The sequence below is a fragment of the Micrococcus sp. ACRRV genome (assembly GCF_022346985.1).
GTDB lineage: Bacteria > Actinomycetota > Actinomycetes > Actinomycetales > Micrococcaceae > Micrococcus > Micrococcus porci.
Genome location: NZ_JAKRNH010000178.1, coordinates 1 through 2,143, shown reverse-complemented (window position 1 = coordinate 2,143; position 2,143 = coordinate 1). Strand labels below are relative to the sequence as shown.

The 2,143-nt window shown below is 78.1% G+C and carries 2 protein-coding genes; one reads left to right on the top strand and one right to left on the bottom strand.

The features are described 5' to 3' along the window. Nucleotides 1-411: hypothetical protein (locus MHY29_RS11855; protein WP_239241481.1), on the top strand; the 411-nt coding region annotated here is incomplete at its 5' end. Between the two features lie 20 nt (nt 412-431). On the opposite strand, the gene MHY29_RS11850 is transcribed toward MHY29_RS11855, so the two are convergent. Then, nucleotides 432-2,006 carry a DUF6350 family protein gene (locus MHY29_RS11850; protein WP_224355557.1) on the bottom strand — a complete coding sequence of 525 codons (1,575 nt, stop codon included), beginning with the start codon at nt 2,004-2,006 and terminating at the stop codon, nt 432-434. Nucleotides 2,007-2,143 lie beyond the last annotated feature (137 nt).

Below are 2,143 nucleotides of genomic sequence, written 5' to 3'. Positions count from 1 at the left end.
GCCCCGGACCGCCGCCCCGCCGACGCCGCCGCCCGCGCCCGGGTGGGCCGACTGCTGGTCGCGCAGTCGGCCGCGCTGCTGGCCATGCTCGGGGCGTTCACCCTGGTCCTGCCGTTCAAGGTGCTGACCCTGGCGGCCGCGCTCGCGGCCCTGGTGCTGGGGGTGCTGGTGTTCACGGCCTCCCGCCGGACCGCGCAGTCGCTCGTGCCGCGCGCCGCGGCCGGCGCGGGGATGGCCCTGGCCCTCATGGGCCTGACCGTGGGCGTCTTCCCGCTGCTCCTGTGGAACGAGACCGCCGGCTTCGAGCGGTGCACCGCCTCGGCCGTGACGGTGCGCGCCCAGCAGACGTGCGCGGACGACTTCACCGCGACGGTGGAGCGGCGCACGGGCGTCGCCCAGCTGGGCGGCTGACCCGCCCCACGCCGAGAGCCTCAGTCCCGCGCACGGCGCGGTGCCGGACGCGGGACACGCGGCACACGCGGAGCCCCGGCCCGCCGCGGGGCCGGACGCGCGGCGGCGGGAGGCTCCTCGGACGGGGTCTCCTGAGCGGGGGTCTCCCGGCCCGGGATCTCCTCCCGCGCCGCGGCGGGCGCCGCGACCTCGGGCTCGTCGGCCTCCGCGTCCGCGACGCCGCGCGGCAGGCGCCGGGGCGGGAGACGGCGGGCACGGCCGGTCACGGCCCGGGGGGCGGAGCCGGGCAGCGGCAGGGAGATGCGGCGTCGCCCACGGACGGGACGGTCGACCACGGCCAGCGCCACGAGGTAGCCGAGGGCGCAGCCCAGGGCCATCCACCCCGCCACGGCCAGCGCCACCAGGGGCGCGTTCGAGCCGATCTCCCGCATCGAGCCCACGCCCAGCGTGCCGTTCGTCAGCGCCAGCGGCACGAGCACGGCGACCCCGGAGACGAGCCCGAGCAGCAGGGCGAGGGCCAGCGTGGACAGCGTGAGGGAGGCCCAGCGGGCGGTGATCCGCGAGTCGATCCAGTCGTCCAGGTGGTTCTCGCCCTCCCGCAGCAGCCACCAGCCGGCCACGGCCCCGGCGAGCACCGGCACCAGCAGGAACGCCGGATGCCACGGCGCCCACGGGGCGGGCAGCGCCTCCAGCAGTGGCAGGGCGGGCACGGGGGCCGGCGTCGTCCCGAACACGGAGTAGTGGCCGTCCGCGCCGACCGCGAATCCGGGCCCGGCCGTCCACGCGACGGCCCACGCGGTGAACGTGGGCAGCCAGCCGATCTCCAGCAGGGCCAGCATCAGGCCGCCCACGGGCCCGGCGCCCACCATCTGCTGGACCTCGATGATCCGCGGCCAGCGCACGAGCACCGCGACGGTCACCAGCAGCGCGTGCAGCCCCGCGAGCGCGGCCAGGCCCACGCCGGCCCCGCGCAGCACGGACCACGCGTAGGTCCCGGCCCAGCGCTCGTACTGCGAACGACGGGCGATGCGCTCGGTGAGGTCCAGGCCGATGAGGTGCGCCCAGGTGCCCGCCTCGCGCCGCGCCCCGGCCACGGCGGAGGTCGTGAACAGCAGGCACGGCAGGAGGACGGAGGGCAGGGGGTGCACGGTGATCCGGCCCTCCCCCGGCAGGAGCGCGCAGGCCAGCGCCACGACGGCGTAGGCGGCCACCGCGCCGGCCAGCGCCTGCCACGCCTGCTCCCGGTACGACGCGCGGGCCAGCCTCCGCCCGGCCCGCCAGGAGAGCCAGACGGGCAGGGCGGTGAGGGCCCACGGGACCAGCCAGACCGTGCCGGTGACGGTGGGGGTGTCCGCCTGCGCGACGACGGTGGTCACGGCGAGGGGCACGGCGTGCAGGCCGAGCCACAGGGCACCCCCGGTCTGGAGGACGTCCTCGATGCGCGTGGAGGAGAACCCGCCCGTGATCCACACCGCCAGGGTGGGGACGAGGACCAGCGCCAGGCTGGTGAGCGCCGTGACGAGCGCCTCGACCACGCCTTGGAGCCACAGGGGCAGGGGCACGGGACGCAGCAGGCTGGGGACGCGGGGACTCACCGGCCCATCATCCCATCCGCCCCGGACGTCGTGCCGCCGCCCGACCCGGGGGCGACGTCCCGCCCCGCCCGCCGGCGTCTTCGGATGTTCCCCCGCCTGCCACCGCGGGGACCCCCTGAGGCCGGCGGGCGGGGCGG